Raw genomic sequence first — 17,291 nt, forward strand, 5'->3', positions numbered from 1 at the left:
TTTTCCTTTTTCAATTTTTAAATATTAAAATTTATTCATTTTTTAATATTAATAATTATTATAAAATTTAACTATTTTTATTTGAAGTAGCTATAAATTGCACTTTTTTTAAATATTTGCACCTGCAATATTTAACAAGGTGAAAAAATGAGCAAACATTACCACCATCATATGCATTCCAACAAGAAAAGACTCGAGGAAAATTTGCTTCTTGAATTGGCTCAACTCAGCAACGAAGATGTTATTTTGGACATAGGATCAGGAGACGGTTATTATTCCTTCATATTTTCTAAACATGCAAAGAAGGTCTACGCTATTGATAAAGCATATATGGATGAAAGCCTTATGAATAGCTTAATTCAAGAGGGTAAAGAAAAGGGCATTAGCAACTTGGAATTTTTGGCGAAAGACGTTTGTGAAGGCCTAGAAATAAAGTATTTCAATTTAGCGTTTTTCTCTAATAGCTTTCATGATATAAATTGCAAAAAAGAGTTGCTTAGCTATTTATATAAAAATTCTGCTGAAAATGGAAGATTACTGATAATAGAGTTTAAGCCTTCAGATTCATGGTTATTTGGTCCTCCACCTCATATAAGAATAAAACCAGAGGATCTCGTCAAAATGGCAACTGAAGTTGGCTTTAAATTAGACAGAATGATCGAGAGAGATTCTCAGTATATTGCAATTTTTAAAAAAGAAAAATAGTTCATCGAAGAGAGCGAAAAATTGGGATAAATGATCTTCTTTACCTTTTCCATAACTATATCTAATGATTTTTGTATTTATTTGTATATCAAAAAACTTTATTCTAAAGATATTTCGCACTTTTGATTTAAGTAGCGCCGGGGGCGGGATTTGAACCCGCGCTCCCCGTATGGGGAACTGGCTCTCCAGGCCAGCCCCTTAGTCCGCTCGGGCACCCCGGCTCAAAAACTAAATACTTTTTTCTCCCTTATAGCTTTATCCACTTCTTCAAGATCTTTGTGGCTATCAATGCTTTTCCAGTATATGTCAAAATACTTTTTCCCCTTTAATTTATTTTGTTCTGCAACTTTCGGAAAAGTTTCCTTCTCAATATCCCCTTTTTTTGGAAGCATTTCAAATATTTCGCTTTTTAGTAAGTACACTCCGGCATTTATCCATATGCCCTCTATCTTTGGCTTTTCTCTGAAACCTCTTATATGACCGTTGGTATCTACATCGACAACTCCATACTGGCTTTGAAGAGGAGCGAGAGCAATTACGCCAATCTCATCCTCCAAATCGCTGACCATTTCATAAGGGTTCAGGTTCGTTATAATATCTCCATTTACAACAAAGAAATATTTTTCATCTTTCATTACGTTATAAGCATTTTTAATTGCTCCTCCAGTTCCTAAAGGCTCATTTTCAAAGGAATATTTTATTTCAACTTTAAGCTTTTCACCATTGCCAAAATAGCTTTTTATAATCTCGCCTAAGTATCCAACTAGAAGGACAAATTTTTTTATACCAAGGCTTCTAAGCCAAAGCATCTGCCACTCTAATATGGGTCTTCCTCCAACCTCTATCATTGGCTTAGGAATGGAGTCTGTTAAAGGTCTCAGCCTTTTGCCATATCCTCCCGCAAGTATTGCAGCAGTTTCTACTTTCATAGTTTTCACCGCAGTTAATCTAATATTAAAACTCTCATCGACAATTTAAATCAAATTCGAACACTTCAACTATAAAATATTTTAATCTATTTAAATTTTAAGATACTTTTATACAAAAATAATGTGGCGGTAAGCAAATGGAAAGGATGATTCTAATCGCTAGAGCGCAAGATGTCAGCGAGGAGACCGCTCTTGGGCTGAAAAAATGCATTGATGACTACAGCATAAAGTCCTTTCCTCTGATAAACCCTTTAATATATGACACTAGGGCTTTCAATTGGTCTGAAGGTAAGTATACGGAATTAGTTATCAAGCTGTTAAGAGAGCAACTTTCTTTTGAAGAAGTCCCAGCTGTGATAATTGTAGGAGATTTAATTGATATAAAAGGATATGCTTGCAACAAAGCTTTAAAAGTATGCTTGCTTCAAAAAGATTTTGTAAAAACCGATGGTGTCATAAAGGAAATTTTAAGTGCTTTAGAATTTTTTTAGATCAGCTCAATTTCGATATAAACGTCTTCTGGCACTCTGACCCTCATTATCTGTCTCATAATCCTTTCGTCACTTGCTATATCTATAAGCCTCTTATGTATCCTCATTTCCCAGTGCTCCCAGTGTTTTGAACCTTCACCGTGAGGTAATCTAAGAACCGGAACTACCAACCTTTTAGTTGGAAGGGGCACCGGTCCTCTCATCTTTACTCCTCCTTTCTCTGCTATAGCCTTTATTTGGCTTGTAACCTTATCTAGCGATTCAACATTCGCACTCCATAACCTTATCCTTGCCATTGTAGCCGGCATAAGCTTCACTCCCAATTTTTATTTAAGATAAAAAAACAAAAACTTAAAAATATTTTGGATTTTAGCATTCGATAAAAATTTTATCCCTTTATCTGAACCTGTTCAGGCACTACATCAGTTATTACTCCAATGCCTATCGTCTTGCCCATATCTCTCATAGCGAATCTTCCTAGTGCTGGGAACTCGGAGAACTTCTCTACAACCATCTGCTTAATTGGCTGGAACTTCACAATTGCCGTATCTCCCTGCTTTAGGAACTGCGGGTTCTTCTCAGCCTCTTTACCAGTCCTTGGATCTAGTTTTGATACCAGCTCGGTTATCTTAGCTGCAATGCTTGCAGTATGTGCATGAATAACTGGTGTATAGCCAACTGTTACGGCTGATGGATGCCAAATTATGAAAAGTCTCGCAGTGAATTCCTTTGCAACTGTTGGCGGATTGGTTAAATGTCCTGCTACGTCTCCTCTCTTAATATCGGTCTTTGTGACGCCTCTCACGTTGAATCCTATGTTGTCTCCTGGCTCTGCCTTTTCTATCTGCGTGTGGTGCATCTCGATGCTTCTGACTTCTCCAACTATTGCTGGAGGCATAAATACTATCCTATCTCCTTTCTTCAGAACTCCCGACTCAACTCTTCCTACAGGAACTGTCCCTATACCGCTTATAGCATATACCGCTTGTATTGGAATTCTTAATGGCTTATCAATTGGCTTTGGTGGAATCTGAATATTGTCTAAGGCTTCTACCAGAGTGGGGCCGTTGTACCAAGGCATGGCAGGGCTTCTCTCTATTAAGTTGTCTCCGTTCCAACCGGATATAGGTATAAACGGAATCTTCGATATATCAAATCCCAGGCCCTTCATAAATTTCTGAAGAGTGTCAATTACTTGTTTGTACCTTTCCTGGCTATACGGTGGCTCTGTTGCATCCATCTTGTTTACTGCAACTATTATCTGTTCAATTCCCATTGTTTTCGCAAGTATTAAGTGCTCTCTTGTCTGTCCTTCTGGGCTCATTCCAGCCTCAAATTCTCCTTTTCTCGCAGAAACGACAAGTATTGCAGCATCAGCCTGACTTGCACCGGTGATCATATTCTTGACGAAATCTCTGTGCCCTGGAGCATCAATTATAGTGAAGTAGTACTTTTTGGTTTCGAATTTCATAAATGAAAGATCTATTGTTACTCCTCTTTCTCTTTCTTCTTTTAGGTTATCGAGCAACCATGCATATTTAAAAGACTCTTTACCTTTCTTCTTTGCCTCTTCTTCTAGCTCGGCCAGCTTTTTAGGATCTACATAACCTAATCTGTAAAGTATGTGCCCTACAGTAGTGCTCTTTCCATGGTCAACATGTCCGATTACTACTAAGTTAAGGTGAGGTTTTTCGCTCATTGGGATCACTCTCACTGTGTTTTTAATTTTTACATTAAAGGATATTTAAAACTACTATGATATTTGATATATGGTGTTATAAGTTTTTTGAAAATAATAAATTTTTCAAAAAAGCTTTTTTACCTAGAGCTCAAAGCTATTCTTTCTACTTCTTCTTTCTTCGCTATTGAATAGCTCTTTGGATCATTGTTGGCTACTGCAATGATCTCATCAGCTAAGCACTCCTCAATTGGCTTAGGTCCGTTGAATGCACAGTTTCTGGCACCATCAGTTATATTTCTAAGAGCTAAGTCGACTCTTCTCTGAGGAGCGACATCGACGGCGACATGGTAGATGATCCCTCCGTACATAATTCTCGTTGTCTCCTCTCTAGGAGCCGCATTTTCTATCGCTCTAACTAGAACCTGAAGTGGGTTCTGTTTTGTTTGAAGGTAAATTATTTCAAATGCATTTTTTACAATATTGTAAGCGAGGTGTTTTTTCCCCATGTTTCTTCCGTGCTTCATTAGGTTGTTTATGAGCCTCTCGACTATAGGTATTCTCGACTTTCCAAATCTGACATGTTCATGCCTTCCCCCGGTATGAGGAAGGAACACCGGTCTAAGAGATATGTACTTTTTCAGGCTCGGGTCTCTGATCTCTATTCCTTCATAACTCCACTTATCGAACAGTTTTATTTCTACAGCCTTAATCTCCTCGTTTTCTGCCAATACAATCACCATTTTAATGAACTTAAACTACTGAAACTAATTAGTTTTAAAGCTTTTATAAAATTACCTCTAATAGTATCGAAGCTTTAAAACTAAAAATGATTTATAAACATTCAACCTCAGTGATTTATCTAGTAGTTTTTAATGGTGTTATTTAATTATACAATTATGTAATCTCGTTAAAATGGTTTTCAGTCGAAAGTTTTTTATATTCGATGATTCATTAAATAATTTTCAACAATTGATTTATTGAGTTTCAACAAAAAATAAAAATGGTGTACCGCTTGGTTAAAATTATTGATACTACTTTAAGAGATGCTCACCAATCATTAATTGCGACAAGACTTTCTCAAGACGACGCTAGAGATATTGCTGAAATAATAGATAGAGCTGGATTCTACAGCTTGGAGGTTTGGGGAGGAGCTACATTTGACGTTGATGTAAGATATTTAAAGGAAGATCCTTGGAGCCGGCTTAAAAAAATCAGGGAAGTGGTAAAGAAGACTAAGCTACAAATGCTTTTGAGAGGAAGGAATTTAGTAGGTTATAGAAAGTATCCCATAGATGTCTCAAAGGCATTTATAGAAAAGGCATATGAAAACGGCATAGATATCTTCAGGATTTTCGATGCTTTAAATGATATAGACAACATTGCGGAAGTTATAAAAATTGCAAAGCGGACGGGTGCGATAGTTCAGGGAGCATTGAGCTACACTATCAGCCCAATTCATACAGTTGACTACTATGTTAAACTTGCAGAGAGCTATTTAGAAGCGGGGGCTGATTTAATAACAATCAAGGATATGGCAGGACTTTTAGATCCTTCAACCGCGAGGAGCCTTATTAGCAGAATTAAGAAGGAGCTAAAAGTTAAAGTAAATATTCACACTCATGATTCTTGTGGGCTTTCAGTTGCGACGTATTTAGCCTCAATTGAAGCAGGTGCTGATTTTATTGATACGAGCATTTACCCGTTGGCTTTTGGGACTGCACAGCCAGCTATTCAAACAGTATACAACATACTCCTTAAAAAAGACAGGAAAAAACTCAAAATGAGTGAAATAGAGAAGGCCTCAAGACATATAGATTCCCTTTTGAAGAAAAGATATTCTCAATTATATAATCCAAAGCTTCAAGTTCCCGATCCGAGAGCCATGATCCATCAGATTCCTGGCGGAATGCTTTCTAATATGATCGCACAGCTAAATGAGCTACAAGCTTTAGATAGGCTTGAGGAAGTCTTAATGGAAATTCCAAAAATCAGGAAGGAGCTTGGCTGGCCTCCTTTAGTTACACCGATGTCTCAAATTGTTGGGGCACAAGCAGTTTTAAATGTAATAAGCGGAGAAAGGTATAGCATTGTAGTTAAAGAGTTGGTTGACTATGTTAAGGGTTTGTATGGAAAACCTCCTGCACCAATTGACAAAAACGTCGCTGAAATTATACTAGCAGGAGATGGAGGGTTACCTGAAAAGTCTCTCAGCTTGATTGAGTGCAGGGAATACATGAAAAAATTGCTCAATGATCCGAGGGAAGAGGACGTAATAACATTTTGCCTCTTTCCAAAAGAGGCTGAGGCATTCTTTAAAGAAAAATTTGTATCCGTGTCACCCATTTCACAGCTTTCAGCTCAAAAGCAGCTTGAGAAGCAATAATTTTTTCATTCAAAATTTTTATAATCTTTTAGAGATAGATTATTATTGAGAGCCGCCGTAGCTCAGCCCGGGAGAGCGCCCGAGAGGTAGATACCTCGGCGAAGCTGAAGACCGGGTTGTCGGGGGTTCAAATCCCCCCGGCGGCACCAGAGCTTTATTCCTTTTTCGCGAAGAAAAATTTTCAAAAAACCTGAATAGGCTTGTTTTGCCATTTTATTTTTAATAAAAAACCCACTCAATATTACGTTTTAGATTTTCCATGAATAGTAGAACCATTCTCTCATGTGAAATTGAACTAGATAGGTGGAAGTAGTTTCAAGCATAAAGGTTAAGGTGAAACCCGCTCCAGAGAGACCTATAATGAGTTAGGGCGGAAAACGGGAAAGATCCAAAACTTATGAGATTGCTTTTGTTTGAATTTTTCAAAATGTTATTTAACTCCTATTTGAAAAATGTTATAGGAAAATACCAAAACTTATGGCGCTACGGAGATGAATGAAACTACCCGGAAAAATGGGAAGCTTTTAAAGGCTGTTGAGATGGATGCATATATAGCATCAAAAGATCCACTCATTCCCGTTATTCTTTTAATTCTCGAGAACGGGGATGAATTTGAGCTCTATAATGTCCCGCTGGAAATTGCCAGATTCGTAATTAATGGCTCTTCAATCTTAAATGGAAATGAAAAGAAGGAAAGGATAGATATTTTTTCATTTATCGCAATGCATGAGGACATACTGAATCTTATCAAAGATGATCTTGAAAAAGTCGTAATAGACGAATATGATCCAACAACAATGCTGTACACTGCTAAAGTTTATTTCAGAAAGGGAAAAACCATGCTCGTGAGAAGATTCATTCCGAGCCATGCTATATTTTTGGCAATGATTGCTGGAAAAGATGTTTATGTATCTGAAAGGATATTGAATATACAGAAGAACTAAAATTTAAAAATTTTACCTTACCGGCTTTTGCTTCTTCCCTTTCAGCAGAGCATCTAAACTTACTCCATTGACCATAACTACTTTGTATCGAACGCCGGGAATATCTCCCATTGATCTGCCCTTAGGTCCTCCTATTCCCTCAATGACAACCTCATCGTGTTCATCTATGAAGTTTAATCCACCGTCGCTAGGCACGAATGCTGTTACGACCTTTCCGTTCTTTACAAGCTGGACTCTCACGCACTTTCTCACTGCAGAGTTAGGCTGTCTAGATTCCACTCCAACCTTCTCCAAAACAATTCCACTCGCTCTCGGAGCACCCTCAAGAGGATCAGCCTTCTTCTTTAAGTTTAGCATCCTCCTTTTGAACTCTCTCTGACTCCATCTGAATTTTAGCTTCTTTCTTCTTAGAGTTCTCGCTGCAAACAATCCAAGGGGCGATTTCTTACCTGGCAAACTAGATCAAACCTCCATTTATTCACATTAAAGGAAAACACTCGAGCCTTATAAAGTTTCTTTTTCAAACAATTATCACATTTGAAACATCATAGTATCTTTTAAGCAGTAGCTTAGCCCTTGTTACATTTTTGCCATTTTTCCCAATTGCAACACCCTTATCGCTAGGTTCAACAGTTATGTAAACAGTCTTCTTCGATGGAGTCTCAACTACCTTCACTGCCTTAACCCTCGCAGGCGCGACAGCATTCTTAGCGAGCTCCTCAAGCGTAGTTCCGTCCTCAACTATCTCTATTTCTTTTCCCAAAACCTTTCTCAACTTCTTTATGTTTGAGCCTCCTCTTCCTATAGCAGCTCCTGCTTCTCCCTTCTTAACAACAAAAATTATCATGTTATTTTCATTGTCTATTATGCAATCTTTCACAGTGGTTCCTGTAACATCCTGAAAAAGGGCTATATGCCTCAGCTCTTCAGGTGTTAGCTTAATCTCTGGCATTATTTTACCACCCTTTATGTCTCTACCAGCTCCAATATCTTTGAATCGCCCACGTCTATTATTGATAGCGCCTGTATCGGGAAAGGTTTCCCAAGCAATGTTCCAAGCTCAACAGATGTACCTTGAAAGACATATATGGGCGTTTGGGACAGCTTGGCATAGTATTCTATGTCCTTCTTAACTGAAGGATCTGCATTAGAAGCTATTACAACCATTTTTGACTTGCCATGCTTTAAGGTTTTTATTGTAGACTGGGAACCTATTTCTAATTTTCCAGTTCTTATTACCATTTTTATCTCGTTTTCGAATGACGCCATATTTACATTTCACCATTTCCACTTTCTTTTTCATTTAAAAATTGTCTTTTATCCTTTTCAATATGAGGAGTGAAATAAAGTTCGATCATTCCCGTACCAACAGGTATAACCTGACCAACTATCACGTTTTCAGTTACTCCTTTAAGTTCATCTGTTTTTCCCTGTGTAGATGCCTCAAATAAATGTTTCGTTGTCATTTCGAATGCAGCCCTAGCGAGGAAGCTCTCCTTTTCTCCAGAAACCCCATGCCTTCCGATCTGCCTCACGACTCCCGTCTGAGTCATGATGTCTGCAACAAGGTAAACGTGCCTCACATCAACGTCCAAACCTTGCTCCCTTAGAACGTTCATTATCTCATTTATTATGACCTTCCTCGCGGCTTCTATTCCCAAAACCATCATCGTTTCATAAATGCTGTTTGTCCTTGTTCTTGTAGGATCTACTCCTTTTACCTTTAAGACCTGCTCCAGATTAGAGCCATCAGTAACTATTACATACTCCTCTCTTCCGTCCTCTCCCCTTCTCGACTGAATTATAGCTCTCTTTATCCCCGCTATTCCCTTTATCTTTAGGTTTAGAACCTTCTCCCTCTTCTTAGAAATATATGAGAGATCGCTGGATTCTTTGAGGTAAATCGTTATCGTGTTCTCTCCTGTTATCTCAGCCTTTCCCACATTGGATTTTTTAATAACTTCATATACTTCCTCTACTGTGAGCCCCTTATCTTCCAGCATTGCAGGATCAAGCTCAACTCTAATGCTATTGGAGAACAGGTCCGCTTCAACGACATTGGCAACGTTTTCTATCTTCGTGAACTCGATCCTCCTAGCAACTTCTTTCGCCTTTTCCCTGTCGTATTTATGCTCCTCATCTAGGTACACTTCCATCATTGGAGTTGATGGGACCTTTCTCGCGTCAACTATCTCTATCAGTCGTGGAAGACCTAAAGTTACGTTTAGCTCTCTGACTCCAGCATAGTGGAATGTTCTGAGCGTCATCTGCGTACCCGGTTCTCCAATGCTCTGAGCAGTTACAGTACCTATAGGCTCTCCCGGCTCAACTAAGCTGTTTAAGTATGTCTGAACCGTAAGCTCAACTATCTTTTCAAGCTCCTCATCAGTAACGTTCCTTTTTTCAAGCTTGCTTGCGAGCTCATCGATCAAATTTTGGGGAAGAACCCCCCTCGCTTTTGACTCTATTTTCTCCCTAACAGACATCCCTACTCCCTCCATCCTACAACTCTCTCAATGATTCTATCTACATTAACTGCCTTTCCATGATCGCTTTTCGCTGGATCGACCTGGTCGTACCCGTATTTGAACTGTACGACTGTCCCATCAGGCAATCTTGCAGAACCGTCGTATTCTATCCTGACATCGAGCAGCGCATTTATTAACCTTCTCTGCATATAACCGCTCTGGCTTGTTCTAACCGCGGTGTCGACCAATCCCTCTCTACCTCCAGCCGCATGGTAGAAGAGCTCTACCGGATTAAGACCTGTTCTGAAGCTGTTGTAGACGAATCCCCTTGAAGCAGGAGATTTATCATTTTCTTTAAAGTGCGGCAGAGGTCTGTTCCTATACCCTCTGTTTATTCTCTCTCCTCTTATTGACTGCTGCCCTAAGGTAGCGCTCATCTGGGTTAAGTTCAATATATTTCCTCTTGCCCCCGTCCTAGCCATGATGAATGCATTGTTGAATATGTCCAAGTTATTTGCCGCGTACTCTCCCGCATCATCTCTTGCCTTGCTGAGCCTCTCCATTATCTTAGTCTCGAGCGTTTCCTCAATAGTTCTTCCAGGCAGTGGTTCAAGCCTACCCTCTTCCATCATTCTAATCAGCTCATTTACATCGTCCTCAGCCTTCTTCAGTATCTTCCTTATTTCCTCCCTAGCCTCCTCGCTTATTTCTACATCATCCAAGCTCATAGTAAAGCCGTGCTTCTCAATATATCTTATGAACATCTTGAACATTACATCTGAGATGTACCTCGCATAATCGCTACCATACTCCTTAGTTATCCAGTGGTAGAAGCTTTCAGGCTGCTGGGCTCCAATGCTTTTCTTGTCTATGACTCCGGTGTGCATCTTTCCTTTTTTAATTACTATATAGCTGTCGTTTAGGCAATCTTCGTCTTCGCACTTCAGCTTACCAGCATTGATGGAGGCCTTCGTCTTGAGCGTGAAATCCTTTGGAAGGAAGAGGCTTACAAGCTGCTTTCCAGTCCAGAACTCCTTTGGAGAGTAAATTGCAGGCTCCGGGAGTTCTTCCTTATATCCGGTAACAGAAAGCACTTCTATAACATCTTCCTTTTCCAAAAGCGTGGCCTTGCTTGTCAAAAGGTAACCTCCGCTGATGTAATCCTGAAGACCCCCAATTATAGGTCCTCCATATCTCGGAGAAAGTATATGCCTCTGAACAAGCATAAGCTCCTTCGCTTCGGCCCTAGCTTCTTCAGTCTGAGGAACGTGAAGGTTCATCTCATCTCCATCGAAGTCTGCATTGTACGGAGGGCATACTAGCAGGTTAAGCCTGAACGTTCTTCCAGGAAGGACCTTTACTTGGTGGGCCATAATGCTCATTCTGTGAAGGCTCGGCTGCCTATTGAAGAGGACTATATCGCCATCTATAAGGTGCCTTTCTATTATGTATCCAGGCGTTAGAGAGCTTGCTAAGGCCTTTCTGTCCTTAAAGTACCTGAGATCGACCCTCTTCCCGTCCGGTCTTATTATATAGTTTGCGCCAGGCCATTTATAAGGACCGTTAAGAACGTAGCTTCTCATTTCCTCTAAGTTCCACTGTGTGACCTTTACCGGCACTGTAAGTATCTTCGCAGCATCCTCAGGAACGCCCACCTCGTTTATCCCTATATTTGGATCTGGAGATATAACGGTTCTTGAGGAGAAGTCGACCCTCTTCCCGGACAAGTACCCTCTGAACCTTCCTTCCTTTCCCTTCAATCTCTGAGCCAATGTTTTAAGGGCTCTTCCAGTCCTGTGCTTCGCAGGCGGTATTCCGGGGACCTCATTGTCAAAGTAAGTAGTGACATGGTACTGGAGCAACTCCCAAATGTCGTCTATTACGATTGGAGGTGCAGCCGCCTCCATGCTTTCTTTAAGCCTTTGATTAGTCCTCACTATATCCACAAGCTTGTGAGTGAGGTCGTCTTCAGCTCTAATTCCAGTTTCAAGCATTATGCTTGGTCTTACCTGAACTGGAGGAACCGGAAGAACTGTTAAGACAAACCATTCAGGCCTAGAATCCTCGGGATTTATACCAAAAAGCCTGACATCGTCATCTGGTATGTTCGATAGCCTGTTCCTTATTTCATCTGGAGCTAGCTTCCTGCTGCTTCCCTTCTCCTCTTCAAGGAATGTCGTGGGCCTCTCGAGCTTTATCTTTCTCTGAGCAGCGCCGCAGTGTGGACATACGGTCGTCTTGGAAGCCTTCTGCTTTATGTGCTCATAAAGCCTAGGAAGGAGGAATGGCATGTACTTTTCTACTCTCCTCATGAGGTCTAGGTACTGCTTTATCTCCTCCTCAGGGAGGAGGATTCTTCCGCATTTCCAGCATGTTCCTCTAAGCAGATCATATATCTCCTTAACGTACCCTATATGTATTACCGGCTTTGCAAGCTCGATATGTCCAAAGTGTCCAGGACAACTTTGCATAGTATTTCCGCATACAGGGCACTTCTGCCCAGGCTCTATGACTCCCAGCCTCGGATCCATGACACCTCCTTGAATTGGGAGACCGTCGTCGTCGTATGTCTCTGCAGTTATGATCTGAACCTTGCTCATCCTCCTGATCTCATCAGGAGAGAGGACGGAAAGCTTTATTCCCTTTATTTTCTTCTGCACTCCAGGCATGTTAATCACCCACTATATCTCCAAGCTTTAATCTGGGCATGATTCCCATGCTCATAAGCTCCTGAATAAGGAGCTTAAATCCGTATGCCACCTCTACAGGATATATCTCTCCCTTATCTCCGTGTATTGGACAGACATATGCATTTTTGTTTCTATCGAACCACCCTATGTGCCCGCACTTCGCGCAAACATAAATGACCGTCTTGTCGCTACTTTCTAAAAGCCTCTCCCTGAGGAGCATAGAAGCTCCATGCCCTACAAGCACGTCTCTTTCCATCTCTCCGAACCTGAGCCCTCCTTCCCTTGCCCTTCCCTCGGTTGGCTGTCTCGTCAAGAGCTGCACAGGACCTCTTGATCTGGCGTGGAACTTATCAGCAACCATGTGGTGGAGCCTCTGATAATAAACTATACCTATCATTATGGGAACTCCTATTATCTCTCCTGTCCTCCCGTCATACATTACCTCCCTTCCATCTGGCGAATATCCTTTCTTCATCAGCTTCATTCTTATTTCCTCAACGGGCTCCTTTGAGAACGGAGTTGCATCTACTGTTTTTCCTAGAAGAGCTGCTGTCTTTCCTGCGAGCATTTCCAGAAGCTGACCGAGCGTCATTCTTGATGGAAAAGCATGCGGATTTATTATTATGTCTGGAACGATCCCTTCTTCCGTATATGGCATGTCATATTGAGGTATAAGCATTCCTATTACTCCCTTCTGTCCATGCCTCGAGGCAAACTTATCCCCTATCTCAGGTATCCTGTAGTCCCTGACCCTTACCTTAACAAGCTTGTCGCCTTCCTGTGTTTCTGATATGAAAACGCTGTCTACAACTCCCTTCTCTCCGTACCTTATAGTTACGCTAGTGTCCTTCCTTACTGAAGCTCCGAAGCCGTATTCTTTGAATTCCTCAAGGAATCTCGGTGGGCTCGTTTTGCCGATGAGCGCCTCTCCATCCGCGACCTCAGTTTCTGGAGAGATTATGCCATCCGGGTCGAGCTTTTTGTATACCTCAAAACCCCTGTATATCTTCACGCCTGCCTCGGGGACTTCAATTTTGTCCTCCTGACCTCCAGGATACTTCTTCTCCTCAGTTGAGTAGAGCCTGAAGAACGTCGATCTCATGAACCCCCTTTCAACGCTTGACTTATTGAAGATCAGTGCATCTTCGATGTTGTACCCAGTATAGGACATGATGGCTACAACAGCGTTCTGTCCTGCAGGCTTTTCATTATACCTTATTACTTCCAGCGGCTTTGTCTGAACTAGAGGCTTTTCAGGGTGGTGGAGTATATGCCCCCTTGAATCGGTTCTAACGTTGAAGTTAGCTGCATATAGACCTAAGGCCTGCTTAACCATTGCAGACTGGTAGGTGTTTCTCGGGGACTGGTTATGCTCAATGTATGGAATAGTTGAAGCCGCGACTCCAAATATTCCAGCAGTCCAGAGCTCAAGATGAGTATATTCCTTTCCATTCGGTCCTAGCAGATCTGAAGGATCTAGAGCTATATACGCGTTTTCCTCTTCCTCAGCATCGAGGTACTCTATTTTCCCTTCCTTTACAAGATCTGAAAACGTCTTTTCCCCTTTCCTTAAAGCTTCAATGTCTCTTTTAGTTACTGCAGGCTTTCCGTTTCTCACTATGATTAAAGGCCTCCTTATCCTCCCAGCATCTGTATTGACGTAGAGTTCTTTTATTTGAGGTCTCTCGTAATAAACGACATTGATCTCGTGATGAAGATCTCCCTTCCTCCTCATCTCCCTTATTGTGGAAGCGAGCTTTTCACCATCCGGGTAATATCCTATGTGCCTTCCGTTTAAGTAAACCCTAGTCATTTCTAGGTACTGGGTGTTGTTGTTCTCCACAGCGTCTTTAAGGGCTTCTTCAACTGGTATGACTCCGAGCTTGTAAAGCTGGTTTTCAACCTTCTTCTCGCTGATTCCAACAGTTATGTATGTGAGAAGGGAGAGGTTCTTCACCAGACCGCAATTTGGACCCTCGGGAGTCTCGAATGGACACATCCTCCCCCATTGAGTGCCGTGGAGGTCTCTAGCCTTAAACAGGGGCTGGCTCCTGCTCAGCGGCGATACAACCCTTCTCAAATGACTGAGCATGCTCATCCAGTTCGTCCTATCTAAAAGCTGGGATACGCCCGTCTTTCCTCCGACCCATGTGCCCGTTGCCAAGGCATGCCTTATCCTCTCGGTCATAACATCTGATCTTACTATTGACGATATTTTGAACCTCTTGCTCCTGGTTAGGACCTTCTCAGCTTGGTAGTTAAAGTCCTTTACAAAGTTCTTGAAGGACGCCCTGAAGAGGGTTGCAAGCAGGTCGCCTGCAAGCTTCAGCCTTTTGTTCGCGTAATGGTCCCTGTCATCAGGCTCCCTCCAGCCTAAAGAGAGCTCAAGAAGCATGTTGGCCATTTGTGCTAAGAAGAAGCCCTTCTTCCTTCTGTCCTTAGGGGAAGAACCCAAATGAGGGAAGAAGTACTTGTCGATAACCTGCTTTGCCCTTTCTATTCTGTTCTCCCTGACCTGACCTATTGCAACTCTAGTTCCTATATAATCTAAAGCGTCATCGACAGTCGCTATAGATCTGGAGGCTTCAAGGCTTGGGAGAAGGAGGCTCTGAACCTCCGGGTTTAAGCTTACCGCATAAACAATATCCTGATCCTTCTCAAATCCGAGGGCCCTCATGAGTATGGCAAAGGGAAGCTTTCCAGGAACTCCTCCAAATGAGATCGTGATAGTCCCATCCTTATGGAGCTCCATCATAACTGAAATCCTATAAGATCCGGTGCTAGATATTGCCTTAGCCGTATAGAGAACATTGCTCCCCGCCTTTCCCTCATCGACCAATACTCTGTTTGTTACCATATCTTCCTGAGCTATTATGACTTTTTCAGTTCCATTTATTATAAAGTATCCTCCCGGATCATCGGGATCTTCGTTTATCTTTATAAGCTCCTCAGGGCTCATCTTGCTCAGAGGATCGAGCTTGCTTTTAATCATTATTGGAAGATCTCCGATGTATACCTTATCCTTTATGCTCTCAACTCCATTTTCAACCAGCGTTATTTCAAGGTACATTGGGGACGCATAAGTAATGTTCCTTACCCTCGCCTCAAACGGAGTTATCTCTACTTCAGATCCGTCAGCCTCTCTAGAAACTGGCTTTAAAACTTCAATCTTACCAAGCTTAAACTTCACTTCAGGGAAAGCTGTTTCTATAATCTCCTGTTCATCTATAATCTCCTGCAGCATAGTTTCAACAAATCTGTTATAAGAATCGAGATGCTGTCTAGAAAGCCCCTGCTCTTCAATAAACTTTTTAGCTAAAAGCCACCTCGCTTCTCCATCTAAGTAGCTAAGGTCTTCTTTTTTCTTGGATTCACGCGCTCCCTCTTCTTGGATATTATTGGACATGTCAGCCGATCACCACTAGTCTGTAGACAACTGATTCTCCTGTTATCTCATCTCTCCTTGTAATCTTCACAAGCTCTCCTGGCTTTGCTCCTATCTCCCTCGCAACTGGATCGCTCGATCTAATTAGCGGGAGCTGATTAATGCTAACATTAAGCTCCTTCAGTACCTTTGGGACCTCAGTTATTGGTATCCTCTCATGCTTTGGAACGAGAACGTGATCTTGTACAGAAAACTTTTTTGGAGACATGACCTTTTACAACCCCATTTTGTTGTTAAGAACGATTTTACGCATTTTACTAAACCTTTCATAAAACATAAAGTAAACAAAAATTTACACTGAATAAGAGTTTTTAAATATTTATGCTCTTTTTGTATTTCATGATTATAAATATAAGGGATTTTATTTTTTACTATGAAAATTTTACTACTGAATAGAAAATATTTAATGTGCCGCGGCCGGGATTTGAACCCGGGTCACGGGCTCGAGAGGCCCGCATACTTGGCCGGGCTATACTACCGCGGCTTCTCTTTAAAAATCTCTTTTAAAAGATTTTAAAATTTGCTCTCAATTGTACAAATTAAAAAATATATACCCTGTATTTAAATAAAAAATTTCCGTTCTCCGCTTTAACGAGTAGAGTTTTTATCTAGTAAATTAAAATATTAAAGTAGAGGGCGCCGGGGTGGCCGAGCGGTCTAAGGCGGTGGGCTCGAGACCATAAGGATGAGTCGTTTCCGGCCTTCAGCAGGAGACCCACTGCTCCTTGCGGGGCGCGCGGGTTCAAATCCCGCCCCCGGCGTCCTTATTTAGAGTTCTATGTCTGAGAAAAATTTCAGTTTATATATAATATGATGGGCAAGGAAGATATACACGACTACAGAAGGAGGCTAGCATCGGTGCTCGAGTACCTGGGCAAGCTGGAGAGCAAAGACCTGAACGCCAGTCGTTTTGCGAAGTACGCGACAACGCTCCCCAACATCACGCTGCATATGGGCGTGGAGTTTAAAGAAGCGAAAAGAGAAGGCATCAAAAGCGTTATGAGGTGGATCAACGAGTCCGACTTCGAGCCATGGACGAAGTACGATTACAAGGGTATCCTGAAGCGCTTTTACAAAGGCTCAGGACTGGGGCGCTAGACGCCAGCCAGCTCTTCCCGCCCGAGGTCGCGTGGATAAAGACGAACCTGAAGCGCAGCGTAATGAAGGAGCTGCCCAAAGGAGCGTTACAAGCTTTTCAAGCGTGGAAATGAACTTTTCAAGGTTTTTCTTCTTTATCTTCACTGTTATGTATTCGTCTTTTTTCTTTTTCGCTCATGACATAATAAACGGCAAGCTTCTAAGTCCGCCGGCCGGCGGCGCGATGAATTGCGCCCACTCCACTTTTTAGGCTTCAGCAGGCGCATCAGTGCGTCATTTGCTAAAGTTTATATTGAAAAGTCACACACCGCTGTGTGTTTACCTAACTTTTAAAAATAAAAAGCTACACTGCAACGCTAGCAACATGGGGATAGCTCGGTTGGATAAAGTACTTGCAAACCTTTTTTCGCTGAGAGCAGAGGAGTTTGAAAAATCAGGAAAGCCTGACAGAACGCTG

General features: G+C 41.6%; 18 protein-coding genes and 4 tRNA genes. 9 read left to right on the plus strand and 13 right to left on the minus strand.

From position 1 onward, the window contains the following. Positions 1–147: 147 nt before the first annotated feature. Positions 148–705: a class I SAM-dependent methyltransferase gene (locus tag ACP5SL_RS00905; RefSeq protein ID WP_193803614.1), complete on the plus strand. Its 558-nt coding sequence runs from the start codon at positions 148–150 to the stop codon at positions 703–705. 135 nt (positions 706–840) lie between these two features. On the opposite strand, the gene ACP5SL_RS00910 is transcribed toward ACP5SL_RS00905, so the two are convergent. Beyond that, positions 841–926, minus strand: a tRNA-Ser gene (locus ACP5SL_RS00910). Further along, positions 927–1,634 carry a nucleotidyltransferase family protein gene (locus tag ACP5SL_RS00915; RefSeq protein ID WP_014557729.1) on the minus strand — a complete coding sequence of 236 codons (708 nt, stop codon included), beginning with the start codon at positions 1,632–1,634 and terminating at the stop codon, positions 927–929. Positions 1,635–1,771: 137 nt separating this feature from the next. Between ACP5SL_RS00915 and ACP5SL_RS00920 the strand changes: the two genes are divergently transcribed. After that, positions 1,772–2,125, plus strand: a complete 354-nt coding sequence (locus ACP5SL_RS00920; RefSeq protein ID WP_014557730.1) for a hypothetical protein — start codon at positions 1,772–1,774, stop codon at positions 2,123–2,125. Here the strand turns inward: ACP5SL_RS00920 and rpsJ are convergent. The 3 genes from rpsJ to ACP5SL_RS00935 all read right to left on the minus strand — a co-directional run bounded on the left by rpsJ (position 2,122) and on the right by ACP5SL_RS00935 (position 4,546). After that, a complete protein-coding gene (gene rpsJ / locus ACP5SL_RS00925; RefSeq protein ID WP_148683569.1) occupies positions 2,122–2,433 on the minus strand; it encodes a 30S ribosomal protein S10 in 312 nt (103 codons plus the stop codon). The two genes, ACP5SL_RS00920 and rpsJ, sit on opposite strands and share 4 nt — an antisense overlap. 80 nt (positions 2,434–2,513) lie before the next feature. Further along, positions 2,514–3,824 (minus strand): translation elongation factor EF-1 subunit alpha, encoded by a 1,311-nt coding sequence (tuf, locus tag ACP5SL_RS00930; RefSeq protein ID WP_428228041.1) that lies wholly within the window; start codon positions 3,822–3,824, stop codon positions 2,514–2,516. Between the two features lie 119 nt (positions 3,825–3,943). Then, the gene (locus ACP5SL_RS00935) at positions 3,944–4,546 is read right to left on the minus strand and encodes a 30S ribosomal protein S7 (protein ID WP_014557733.1); all 603 of its coding nucleotides are present in this window, start codon (positions 4,544–4,546) and stop codon (positions 3,944–3,946) included. A gap of 263 nt (positions 4,547–4,809) precedes the next feature. On the opposite strand from ACP5SL_RS00935, the gene ACP5SL_RS00940 reads away from it, so the two are divergent. The 3 genes from ACP5SL_RS00940 to ACP5SL_RS00950 all read left to right on the plus strand — a co-directional run bounded on the left by ACP5SL_RS00940 (position 4,810) and on the right by ACP5SL_RS00950 (position 7,133). Continuing rightward, the gene (locus tag ACP5SL_RS00940; RefSeq protein ID WP_409335743.1) at positions 4,810–6,189 is read left to right on the plus strand and encodes a pyruvate carboxylase subunit B; all 1,380 of its coding nucleotides are present in this window, start codon (positions 4,810–4,812) and stop codon (positions 6,187–6,189) included. Between the two features lie 51 nt (positions 6,190–6,240). Then, positions 6,241–6,338: transfer RNA gene (locus ACP5SL_RS00945), tRNA-Phe, on the plus strand. 342 nt (positions 6,339–6,680) lie between these two features. Beyond that, positions 6,681–7,133, plus strand: coding sequence for a DUF151 domain-containing protein (locus ACP5SL_RS00950; RefSeq protein ID WP_014557735.1), 453 nt, complete (start codon positions 6,681–6,683; stop codon positions 7,131–7,133). Positions 7,134–7,145: 12 nt separating this feature from the next. Here the strand turns inward: ACP5SL_RS00950 and ACP5SL_RS00955 are convergent, their stop codons facing one another. The 8 genes from ACP5SL_RS00955 to ACP5SL_RS00990 all read right to left on the minus strand — a co-directional run bounded on the left by ACP5SL_RS00955 (position 7,146) and on the right by ACP5SL_RS00990 (position 16,220). Continuing rightward, positions 7,146–7,589: a 30S ribosomal protein S12 gene (locus tag ACP5SL_RS00955; RefSeq protein WP_014557736.1), complete on the minus strand. Its 444-nt coding sequence runs from the start codon at positions 7,587–7,589 to the stop codon at positions 7,146–7,148. Between the two features lie 64 nt (positions 7,590–7,653). Continuing rightward, the gene (locus tag ACP5SL_RS00960; protein ID WP_014557737.1) at positions 7,654–8,085 is read right to left on the minus strand and encodes a NusA-like transcription termination signal-binding factor; all 432 of its coding nucleotides are present in this window, start codon (positions 8,083–8,085) and stop codon (positions 7,654–7,656) included. 14 nt (positions 8,086–8,099) lie between these two features. Further along, positions 8,100–8,402, minus strand: coding sequence for a 50S ribosomal protein L30e (locus ACP5SL_RS00965; protein ID WP_148683572.1), 303 nt, complete (start codon positions 8,400–8,402; stop codon positions 8,100–8,102). Positions 8,403–8,404: 2 nt separating this feature from the next. Continuing rightward, positions 8,405–9,634, minus strand: coding sequence for a DNA-directed RNA polymerase subunit A'' (rpoA2, locus tag ACP5SL_RS00970; RefSeq protein ID WP_428228042.1), 1,230 nt, complete (start codon positions 9,632–9,634; stop codon positions 8,405–8,407). Continuing rightward, complete coding sequence (locus tag ACP5SL_RS00975) at positions 9,622–12,270, minus strand: DNA-directed RNA polymerase subunit A' (RefSeq protein ID WP_428228043.1); 2,649 nt, start codon at positions 12,268–12,270, stop codon at positions 9,622–9,624. Before ACP5SL_RS00975 ends, rpoA2 begins: the two co-directional genes overlap by 13 nt. A gap of 1 nt (position 12,271) precedes the next feature. Next, positions 12,272–15,697 (minus strand): DNA-directed RNA polymerase subunit B, encoded by a 3,426-nt coding sequence (locus tag ACP5SL_RS00980; protein ID WP_428228044.1) that lies wholly within the window; start codon positions 15,695–15,697, stop codon positions 12,272–12,274. 1 nt (position 15,698) lies between these two features. Next, on the minus strand, positions 15,699–15,944 hold the full coding sequence (locus tag ACP5SL_RS00985) for a DNA-directed RNA polymerase subunit H (protein ID WP_014557742.1): 246 nt from the start codon (positions 15,942–15,944) through the stop codon (positions 15,699–15,701). Positions 15,945–16,145: 201 nt separating this feature from the next. Beyond that, a tRNA-Glu gene (locus tag ACP5SL_RS00990) sits at positions 16,146–16,220 on the minus strand. 154 nt (positions 16,221–16,374) lie between these two features. Here ACP5SL_RS00990 and ACP5SL_RS00995 point away from each other — a divergent pair. From ACP5SL_RS00995 to ACP5SL_RS01010, 4 genes are all read left to right on the plus strand, one after another. Then, positions 16,375–16,497, plus strand: a tRNA-Ser gene (locus ACP5SL_RS00995). Between the two features lie 52 nt (positions 16,498–16,549). Then, positions 16,550–16,834, plus strand: coding sequence for a hypothetical protein (locus tag ACP5SL_RS01000; RefSeq protein ID WP_428228045.1), 285 nt, complete (start codon positions 16,550–16,552; stop codon positions 16,832–16,834). Positions 16,835–16,865: 31 nt separating this feature from the next. Then, positions 16,866–17,084, plus strand: coding sequence for a hypothetical protein (locus ACP5SL_RS01005; protein ID WP_428228046.1), 219 nt, complete (start codon positions 16,866–16,868; stop codon positions 17,082–17,084). A 27-nt stretch (positions 17,085–17,111) separates the two neighbouring features. After that, the coding region (locus tag ACP5SL_RS01010) for a hypothetical protein (protein ID WP_428228047.1) at positions 17,112–17,291 on the plus strand (180 nt) is incomplete at its 3' end.

It is taken from the genome of Fervidicoccus sp. (genome assembly GCF_049967375.1).
GTDB lineage: Archaea > Thermoproteota > Thermoprotei_A > Sulfolobales > Fervidicoccaceae > Fervidicoccus > Fervidicoccus fontis.

Coding starts and splice junctions, on each gene's coding strand:
- ACP5SL_RS00905 (WP_193803614.1), top strand. CDS start 148: ATGAGCAAACATTACCACCATCATATGCATTCCAACAAGAAAAGACTC.
- ACP5SL_RS00915 (WP_014557729.1), bottom strand. CDS start 1,634: ATGAAAGTAGAAACTGCTGCAATACTTGCGGGAGGATATGGCAAAAGG.
- ACP5SL_RS00920 (WP_014557730.1), top strand. CDS start 1,772: ATGGAAAGGATGATTCTAATCGCTAGAGCGCAAGATGTCAGCGAGGAG.
- rpsJ (WP_148683569.1), bottom strand. CDS start 2,433: ATGCCGGCTACAATGGCAAGGATAAGGTTATGGAGTGCGAATGTTGAA.
- tuf (WP_428228041.1), bottom strand. CDS start 3,824: ATGAGCGAAAAACCTCACCTTAACTTAGTAGTAATCGGACATGTTGAC.
- ACP5SL_RS00935 (WP_014557733.1), bottom strand. CDS start 4,546: ATGGTGATTGTATTGGCAGAAAACGAGGAGATTAAGGCTGTAGAAATA.
- ACP5SL_RS00950 (WP_014557735.1), top strand. CDS start 6,681: ATGAATGAAACTACCCGGAAAAATGGGAAGCTTTTAAAGGCTGTTGAG.
- ACP5SL_RS00960 (WP_014557737.1), bottom strand. CDS start 8,085: ATGCCAGAGATTAAGCTAACACCTGAAGAGCTGAGGCATATAGCCCTT.
- ACP5SL_RS00965 (WP_148683572.1), bottom strand. CDS start 8,402: ATGGCGTCATTCGAAAACGAGATAAAAATGGTAATAAGAACTGGAAAA.
- rpoA2 (WP_428228042.1), bottom strand. CDS start 9,634: ATGGAGGGAGTAGGGATGTCTGTTAGGGAGAAAATAGAGTCAAAAGCG.
- ACP5SL_RS00975 (WP_428228043.1), bottom strand. CDS start 12,270: ATGCCTGGAGTGCAGAAGAAAATAAAGGGAATAAAGCTTTCCGTCCTC.
- ACP5SL_RS00980 (WP_428228044.1), bottom strand. CDS start 15,697: ATGTCCAATAATATCCAAGAAGAGGGAGCGCGTGAATCCAAGAAAAAA.
- ACP5SL_RS00985 (WP_014557742.1), bottom strand. CDS start 15,944: ATGTCTCCAAAAAAGTTTTCTGTACAAGATCACGTTCTCGTTCCAAAG.
- ACP5SL_RS01000 (WP_428228045.1), top strand. CDS start 16,550: ATGGGCAAGGAAGATATACACGACTACAGAAGGAGGCTAGCATCGGTG.